Origin of the sequence: Actinokineospora sp. NBRC 105648, from assembly GCF_030269645.1 — a bacterium.
Lineage (GTDB): Bacteria > Actinomycetota > Actinomycetes > Mycobacteriales > Pseudonocardiaceae > Actinokineospora.
In genome coordinates this window covers 41,394-49,915 of sequence record NZ_BSTR01000058.1, presented here as the reverse complement: position 1 = coordinate 49,915, position 8,522 = coordinate 41,394, and the positions used below count along the sequence as shown (strand labels likewise).

Sequence of the window (8,522 nt, the reverse complement as noted above, 5' to 3'; positions counted from 1 at the left end):
CGCGTGGGGAAAAAGCGTGGGGAGAAGGGCATCCCCACCACAGGTCAAGTTTAGCGGTCGCCTCCCCCCACACGAAGGCAGTCCACCCAATCGAGCACAAACGTAACGGGCGTTGCGTACCAGCGGGGTCGGGATTCTCTTGCGTACCAGCGGGGTCGGCCTATCCGCAGCGGTTTGCTGGGGGGCCGGATTCTCTTGCGTACCAGCGGGGTCGGCCTATCCGCAGCGGTTTGCTGGGGGGCCGGATTCTCTTACGTACCAGCGGGGTCGGGATCCTGTTGCCCCCAGCGGGCTCGGTCAGTGGCGCCTACGTGAGGAGGCGGCGGCAGCCCCGGCTCCGATCACCAGGATCAGCACTGTCAGTCCCCAGCGGCGCTTCTTCTCCGTTTTCCGGTGTGTCCGGTCCGAGGTCGCCACAACGGTCGTCGTGGGCGACTGGCGGTTGGTGGCGCGAGCAGGCGGTACCACCGGGATCGGTGTCGGCGAGAGCGCCGGCTGCGTGCGAACGGGTTCCGGCACAACAACAGGAGGCGGCAAAACAGGGACCTCAGCCGCCGGCGACGTCGTGGCCACGGTCGTGCGCGGAGCCGGAACCGGCACAGGCACGGGCAGTGGCGCGGGCGGGGCCGCGACCGGTGGGGGCTCGTTCGGTGGTTCGGGCAGTTGCGGCGCGGGCGACGTCGGGCTGGGGCTGGGCGGGATCACTGGCGGTGCCGCGCTGGGCAAACAGCCGGTCGCGTCCGAGGAGGAGACCGCCGCCCAGGCCGCCACTTCGTCGACCTGTCCGCCTGCCAGGCCCACTCGGAACAGCCTGCTCCGGTCGTGTGAGTCGTTGACCGTGGCGTACAGCGAGTTGTCCGGGCCGACGACGACCGCTCCGTACGCCCCCGCGCCCGGCAGTCGCACACCATCCACAGTGGACACTCGGCCGGTGTCGGGATCGATGCGCAGGACGGCGGCCGAGCGCCGGTCGTCCGTCGTGACGCCGTAGAACCGGCGGTCGGTGGCCCGGAAGTCGAAGTCGTCGACGTCCCGCACGGCGTCCGACGGCCACAGCGGGGTGACCGCCACCAATCCCAGGAAGGTGTTGCTGGCCGGGTTCACGTCGATGCTGAACAACGCCCGGCGGTCGCGGACCACCAACAGGTCGCCGACCACCGTCCCGGCGGTCGCCTCGGCGAGCCTGCCCGCAGGGAAGGGGAGGCCGTTGATCCGGTGCACCTGCCCGTAGTCCACGACCGCGCCGTTGCCGGCGATGCTGACCACGTGGGCCCCGTTGTCGAACGACCCACCTGTCGAGCGCGTGCTCAGGCCCCAGATCGTGTTGGACCGGACCGAGTAGCCGACCGCGTTGACCCGGTGGCCCAGGCCGCCGATGCGGACGACCGTGCCGTCGGCCGCTTGGACGCGGCTGAGGGTCGAGAGGCCGCGGTCGGTGCTGTGCACCCGGTAGAAGACGCAGTCCGCCGCGCGTATCGGGGCCGCCTGGCCCTCGCCGCCGGACAGCAGCGCGCCGCCCGCCAGGGCGACGCAGGCGGCGGAGACGCCTGCCAGGGCCGTGCGGCGGTTCACAGCAGGCGCGCCTGGACGCTCTCGAAGGCGGCGGGGTCGATCTTGGCGCCGCCGCTGAACGGGTTCTGCAGCTGGTGGGTGGCGAAGAGCAGCAGCGACAGGGTGCCCGCCAGGATCGAGACGATGATGATGTGGGTGACCGGGCGCGGGCCGCCGAAGAGCAGCGGCAGCGAGATCGACATGATGCTGCCCGCGACCAGCGCGAACCAGACGACGTCGCTGACCCCGTTGCCCGCCGCGTTGAGCCGCTCCTGCCGGGCCTCGTAGACGTCCCAGAGCTTGTTGGCCGCCTCGGTCTTCTGGTCGTTCTGCCAGTCGCCGTCGGTCTGGGCCTGGCTGATGACCTTGCGCATCTTGTCCAGCGTGGCCCAGCCGTCGCCCGCGACCTCGTCCTTGCCCTCTTCGAGGTCGGGCCACTCCTTGTCGACGACCGTGCTGACGTAGGTCGCCGACAGGTCCCGGATCTCCGAGGAGGTCGGCTCGCCCAGCGAGTCCGCCGCCCAGTTCGCCGCGACCAGGCTGTCCGCCTCGCGGTAGACCTGTTCCTCGGTGGCGCTGGTGGCGTCGAACAGCGAGATCAGCACGAACGCCAGCAGCACCGCGTGCAGCCCGCCGACGATGGTGAACACCTGACCGGCGGCCTCGTTGTTCTCGACCGTGCCCTCGGTGGCCCCGAAGCGGCGGATGAGGTAGGCGACGATGGCGGTGGCCAGGGCGGCGCCCACGACCCAGATCAGCCCGGAGACGTAGATGTTCATCTGCAGTATTCCCTTTCCCGGCCCGCTCACCCCGAATGCGACCGCGACCGGGTCAACTCTGGCGGAAGTGCGGCGGGTAACGCGCGTCGAGAGTGACCGATTTACTCGATCGGGTTAGCTATCAACATGATCGGGCGATGACGGTCGCCACGCAGAGGTACCAAAACGGGGCCAACACCACCTCCCGCTGCCCGACCGGCAGGTAGACATGAATAGTCCGCGCATTTCCGTCCCGCGCCAATACCAAAAGGTAGTGAGAACGCGATCCGGTGACAAGCACGTGTCGGTAATGCGCTCATTCAGCCGCCCGGCGAATCCGAATAGCCGCTTTCCCGGGCGCGCACGACCACTCCGGTGGCACCCGCCCCGGCAGCACCGACGGTGTCCATCGGCTGACAGGGTGAGGTCGGGCTGTGCCAGAGTGACCATCCGTGTGCGCCCGACCGGGCGAACATCGTTCCATTGTGGATGGACGCGGGTGCCCACCGTGAGATCGTGCCCGCGGCCAGCCCCTCCCCGCCGCAAGGAGACCCCCGTGTCCGACGAGCGCCGCGAACGCATCGTGTCGGTCCTGCACTCCGCCTTCGCCGACCTGATGAGCGCCGACCCGGTCGCGTTCCGCGCGAAGTTCCGCAAGATGGCCGCCGAGCCGTTCGCCTTCTACCGCGGCAGCGCCTGCCTGTTCTACGCCGACATGACCGAGGAACCCGACCGGTGGGCCGACGAGCGGACCAGCCGGGTGTGGATCCAGGGCGACCTGCACGCGGAGAACTTCGGCACCTACATGGACGGCGAGGGCACCCTGGTCTTCGACGTCAACGACTTCGACGAGGCCTACCTGGGCGCCTTCACCTGGGACGTGCGCCGCTTCGCCGCCAGCATGGCGCTGCTCGGCTGGCGCAAGGCGCTGCCGGACGAGGCCATCGAGGAGCTGGTCGGCAGCTACGCGCGCGCCTACGCCCAGCAGGTCCGCACCTTCGCCGAGAACCCCGACGACGAGATGTTCAGCCTGCGCCTGGACAGCACCGACGGCGTGCTGCACCAGGTCCTGCTCAAGGCCCGGCTGGCCACCCGGGTCGGGCTGCTCACCGAGGTCACCAGCATCCGCGACTTCGACCGCGTCTTCCGGATCGGCCCGGGCGTGCGCGAGCTCGAGGCCGACGAGCGGGCCGAGGTGGAGGCCGCGTTCGAGAAGTACCTGGACACCATCCCCAGCGGCAAGCGGTCCAGCTCCAGCCTGACCTACCGGGTCAAGGACGTGGTCGGCCGCAGCGGGTTCGGCATCGGCTCGGCCGGGCTGCCCGCCTACAACGTGCTGGTCGAGGGCCGGTCGCAGGCGCTGGAGAACGACGTGGTGCTCTCCATGAAGCAGGCCAACGTGGCCGCGCCCAGCCGGATCGTCGACGACGAGAAGATCCGCGCCTACTTCCAGCACCACGGCCACCGCACCGCGGTGTCCCAGCGGGCGCTGCAGGCGCACGCCGACCCGTGGCTGGGCCACACCGAGCTGCGCGGCACCGGGTTCGTGGTGGCCGAGCTCTCACCGTACGTCGCCGACCTGGACTGGTCCGACCTCACCGAGCCCGCCGACATGCTCCCGGTGCTGGAGTTCCTGGGCCGGGCCACCGCCAAGGCGCACTGCGTGTCCGACTCCGACTCCGAGCAGACCCTGGTGGACTTCCAGGTCGAGGAGGCCATCGCGGCGGCGATCGGCGACCGGGAGGACGAGTTCGTCGCCGACGTGGTGGAGTTCGCCGACCGCTACGCCCGGCAGACCCGGACCGACCACGCGCTGTTCGTCGACGCCTTCCGCGGCGGTGAGATCCGCGGCGTGGAGTCGGTGGAATCCGGTTCGACCCGCTGAATCGGGGTACCTTGCCGGGCGGGCGTAGATGAGGGGGTTTCATGCCTGAACTGCTGCTCGGTCCCGCGCTCCGGCACGTCGACGACCGCTCGGCGACGGTGTGGGTGGAGACCGACTCGGCCTGCGAGGTCACCGTCGCGGGCCAGTCGGCGGCCACCTTCGAGGTGCACGGCCACCACTACGCGCTGGTCGTGCTGACCGACCTGGCGCCTGCGACGGTCACCGAGTACACCGTCGCGCTGGACGGCACCGTGGCGTGGCCGCTGCCCGACACCGACCTGCCGCCCAGCCGGATCCGCACGCTGCCCGAGGGCGGCGACACCGACTTCCTGATGATGTTCGGCTCGTGCCGCAAGCCGGAGAGCGAGGACCCCACCGAGCACAAGCTGTGGGGCACCGACGCGCTGGCCGCCTACGCGACCCGGATGGCCGGGCAGGGCGAGCACGACTGGCCGGACGCGCTGATGCTGCTCGGCGATCAGGTCTACGCCGACGAGACCAGCAAGGCCACCCAGGAGTGGATCAAGACCCGGCGCGACACCGACCAGCCGCCGGGGATCGAGGTGGCCGACTTCACCGAGTACGTCCGGCTCTACCACGAGTCCTGGTCCACCCCGCTGATCCGCTGGCTGCTCTCCACCGTCCCGACCTCGATGATCTTCGACGACCACGACGTGCGCGACGACTGGAACACCTCCCAGGACTGGCGCAACGCGATCGAGAAGACCACCTGGTGGGCCGACCGCGAGCGCGGCGCCCTGGTGACCTACTGGATCTACCAGCACATCGGCAACCTCTCGCCGGACGAGTTGGCCGAGGACGAGACCTTCCAGAAGGTGATCTCCGCCGCGGGCGACGCCGCGCCGGTGCTCAGCGACTTCGCCGACGTGGCCACCCAGGAGTTCAACGGCCGCAAGGGCGTCCGCTGGAGCTACCGGCGCGACTTCGGCAACGTGCGGCTGCTGGTGGTCGACACCCGCTCCGGCCGGATCCTCAAGGACGGCCACCGCTCGATGGTCGGCGACGGCGAGTTCGAGTGGGTCGAGGCCAACGCCGAGGGCGACTACGACCACCTGCTGATCGGCTCGTCGCTGCCCTGGCTGATGCCGCACGTGATCAGCCACGTGCAGTCGATGAACGAGGTCTCCGCCCGGCGCACCGACTGGCGCGGGCGGCTGGCCGAGAAGCTGCGCCAGGGCGCCGACCTGGAGCACTGGCCGTCTTTCCGGGCGTCCTCGGACCGGCTGACCAAGCTGATCAGGCGCATCGCCGAGGGCAGCGCGGCCACCGTCTGCGTGCTCTCCGGCGACGTCCACCACGTCTACGCCGCCGAGGCCACCTTCGACCGGCCGGTCAACGCCCGGGTCTACCAGCTCACCTGCTCGCCGATGCACAACGCGGTCGAGCGGTTCATGCGGCCGCTGTTCCGGGTGGCCTGGTGGCAGCCGCTGGCCAAGGTGCTGCGCTGGTGGATGTACCGCTCACCGGAGATCACGCCGCTGCCGGTCGACTGGCAGAAGGTCGCGGGCCCGTACTTCGGCAACGCGGTCGCCACCCTGCGGGTCCGCGGGCGCGACGCCGAGATGGTGATCGAGCGCGCCGACAGCGGCCCGGACGGCCCGCGGCTGCGACCGCTGCCGACGGTCCCGCTCACCGGCTGACGGCGGCCCGCTCTTAGACTGCCGGACGTGGAATACCAGCTCACCGCCGACGTCTCCCCGGCCGCCGACACCCCGGATCTCGACCCGCTGCAGCGGCACGGGGTAGCCGCCCTGCTCGACGAGCAACTCGACCTGCTGGCGGGCATCGAGGGCCCGGACGGGGTCGAGGTGGAGCCGCTGGACCACCGGGTCGCCGTGCACCCCGGCGGCGCGGTGATCACCTGGCTGCTCGACGCGCCCGCGCTCGCCTTCGCCGAGGAGGCCGCGCGGCACGTGCTCACCGAGCTGCTCGCCCAGACCGACCTGATCTCGACCTGGACCGTCGGCCGGTGCGAGGTCATCGCCACCGACGACGACCTGGCCGCCGCGCTGGGCGCGGGCGAGGTCGAGGAGGACGAGGACGACGAGCCCGAGCTGACCGAGGAGGAGGTCGCCGCGCTCCGCGAGGAGCTGCGCACCTCCTCGCTGTCGCTGCGCGCGTTCGGCCTGGACGCCTTCGGCTACGTCGAGGACCAGGACGGGCCGGTGTCCGAGGACGCCGCGCGGCTGGTCGCCGGTGCCATGGTGCAGGCGATGGAGATCCTCACCGACGAGCTGTTCGCCGACGTCCAAGAGCTCGAGGACGCGGAGAGCTCGGCCAACGAGGTCGAGGCGCTCAGCGTGCTCAACCAGCTGCCCGCGCGCTACGCCGAGCACTACGGCGCGCTCTTCGCCAAGCAGTTCCTGGTCGTCACCGCGATCCTGGGCTACCGGCTCGCCCAGCCGGACTGGACCCCGCCGCTGTGCACCGCCGAGGCGCTGGCGCTGCACGTGCTCAAGGCCGAGACCGCTGTCCAGCTCGACCTGGCCGGCCTGCTCGACGAGCTGCCGCTCAAGGAGATCTTCGCCGCGTTCGACGAGCGGGTGTTCGCCGACCTCGACCACGAGCGGGTCTACGACCTCGACGAGGACTCCGGCGAGGACGAGATCGACCTGCTGGGCACCCCGGGCCTGGACTTCGACGAGTGGTTCCTGCCGCGCGGCACCGACGTGCTGCACCCGTACCTGGCCACCGAGCACTACGCGGAGTAGTCCCACCTTCCGGACGGCGTTGACGCCCCAGCGCGCTGCCTGGTCGACTTGTGCCCGTGCGTCCCGATCTGGTCACCGGTGGTCGATGTCGGAGCTGACCCGCTCCCGCATCCGCCCGCCCACACCCGAGGGGACCCGCATGGCCACGCCGCTGACCCAGACCCACACCACCCGCCTGTCACTCACCGTGCACGTGACCACCGAGGTCGACCGGATGCCCGAGCTCACCGCCGGGCTGGTGCGCGCGCTGCACGCCCTCGGTGACGGTGACGACCGACTCGCCGTCACGGTCACCGAGGAGGCCACCCGGCCGGGCGTGGTGGTCCCGCTGCCCCGCAAGGGCGCCCCGCTGCGGCTGGACCCGCAGGCCAGACGGGTGCTCTGGCGCGGGCGCGAAGTGGCGCTGACCCGGCTGGAGTTCGACCTGCTGCTGTTCCTGGCCACCAACGCCAACCGGGTGTTCCGCAGGCGCGCGCTGATGACCGAGGTGTGGAAGACGACCTACGTCAGCGAGCGGACCGTGGACGTCCACGTCCGGCGGCTGCGCGGCAAGATCGACCCGAACGCGCAGTTGATCCGCACGGTGCGCGGGGTCGGCTACCAGTTCGGCGACCCGGGCCTGGTCGCTATCGAGTGACCGCGCGGTCCTGGAAGGCCCGGCGGTAGGCCGAGGGCGAGGTCCGCATGGCCCGGGTGAAGTGGTGCCGGAAGGTCACCGGGGTGTCGAACCCGACCGCGGCGGCGATCTCGGGCATCGAGCGCTCGCCGGACTCCAGCAGCGGCAGGCTCGCCTGGACCCGCTGGATGAGCAGCCACCGGATCGGGCTGGTGCCGGTGGTCTGCTTGAAGCGGCGCAGGTAGGTGCGGGTCGACAGGTGCGCGCGGCGGGCCAGCAGGTCGACGGTGATCGGCTCGCGCAGGTTCGCCAGCGCCCAGGCCATCGACTCCGAGATCGCGGTCACCTCGCCGCGGCCGGGCACCGGGACCTCGATGAACTGGGCCTGCCCGCCCTCGCGGTGCGGCGGCACGACCAGGCGGCGGGCCACCGCGTTGGCGACGGTGGCGCCGTGGTCGCGGCGGACCAGGTGCACGCACAGGTCGATGCCCGCGGCGCTGCCCGCGCTGGTGAGGATGTCGCCGTCGTCGACGTAGAGGACGTCGGCGTCCACGTGCACCGCTGGGTAGCGCGCGGCCAGCAGCGCCGCGTACCGCCAGTGCGTCGCGGCGCGCCTGCCGTCGAGCAGACCGGTCGCCGCCAGGGCGAAGGAACCCGAGCAGATCGACACCAGCCGGGCCCCGCGGGCGTGGGCCGCGCCTAGCGCGTCAACGAGGGCAGGCGACACGTCGCCGCGCACGTTCGACATGCCCGGGACGATCACGGTATCCGCGTGCGCCAAGCCTTCCAGGCCCGCGTCGGCGGCCAGGGTCGCGCCGCCAACCACTCGGACCGGACCCTCGGCGCAGATGGTGAGCCGGTACCAGTCGACGTCCAGCTCCGGTCGGGGCAGGCCGAAGACCTCGGTCACGATGCCGAGTTCGAAGGCCGACATGCCGTCGTAGGCCAGGACGCTCACCCTGTTGATGGCGAGATATTAG

7 protein-coding genes are annotated in these 8,522 nt (G+C 71.0%); 4 read left to right on the top strand and 3 right to left on the bottom strand.

The annotated features are described in order from the left end of the window. Positions 1–297: 297 nt before the first annotated feature. Together QSK30_RS32200 and QSK30_RS32195 are read right to left on the bottom strand one after the other, a co-directional pair. Complete coding sequence (locus QSK30_RS32200) at positions 298–1,572, bottom strand: DUF6923 family protein (protein WP_285508729.1); 1,275 nt, start codon at positions 1,570–1,572, stop codon at positions 298–300. Continuing rightward, positions 1,569–2,330, bottom strand: a complete 762-nt coding sequence (locus tag QSK30_RS32195) for a bestrophin-like domain (protein ID WP_285508727.1) — start codon at positions 2,328–2,330, stop codon at positions 1,569–1,571. The genes QSK30_RS32200 and QSK30_RS32195 overlap by 4 nt, the downstream gene beginning before the upstream one ends. Before the next feature lie 595 nt (positions 2,331–2,925). On the opposite strand from QSK30_RS32195, the gene QSK30_RS32190 reads away from it, so the two are divergent. The 4 genes from QSK30_RS32190 (at position 2,926) to QSK30_RS32175 (ending at position 7,563) form a co-directional block, all read left to right on the top strand. Then, positions 2,926–4,194: a DUF2252 domain-containing protein gene (locus QSK30_RS32190; protein WP_285508731.1), complete on the top strand. Its 1,269-nt coding sequence runs from the start codon at positions 2,926–2,928 to the stop codon at positions 4,192–4,194. Between the two features lie 41 nt (positions 4,195–4,235). Beyond that, entirely contained in the window at positions 4,236–5,855 is a 1,620-nt protein-coding gene (locus QSK30_RS32185; protein ID WP_285508725.1) for an alkaline phosphatase D family protein, read from the top strand. A gap of 27 nt (positions 5,856–5,882) precedes the next feature. Then, positions 5,883–6,926 (top strand): hypothetical protein, encoded by a 1,044-nt coding sequence (locus QSK30_RS32180; RefSeq protein WP_285508724.1) that lies wholly within the window; start codon positions 5,883–5,885, stop codon positions 6,924–6,926. An 85-nt stretch (positions 6,927–7,011) separates the two neighbouring features. Beyond that, a complete protein-coding gene (locus QSK30_RS32175; protein ID WP_285508723.1) occupies positions 7,012–7,563 on the top strand; it encodes a winged helix-turn-helix domain-containing protein in 552 nt (183 codons plus the stop codon). Here the strand turns inward: QSK30_RS32175 and QSK30_RS32170 are convergent. Beyond that, entirely contained in the window at positions 7,553–8,509 is a 957-nt protein-coding gene (locus QSK30_RS32170) for a helix-turn-helix domain-containing protein (protein ID WP_502871920.1), read from the bottom strand. The two genes, QSK30_RS32175 and QSK30_RS32170, sit on opposite strands and share 11 nt — an antisense overlap. Between the last annotated feature and the right edge of the window lie 13 nt (positions 8,510–8,522).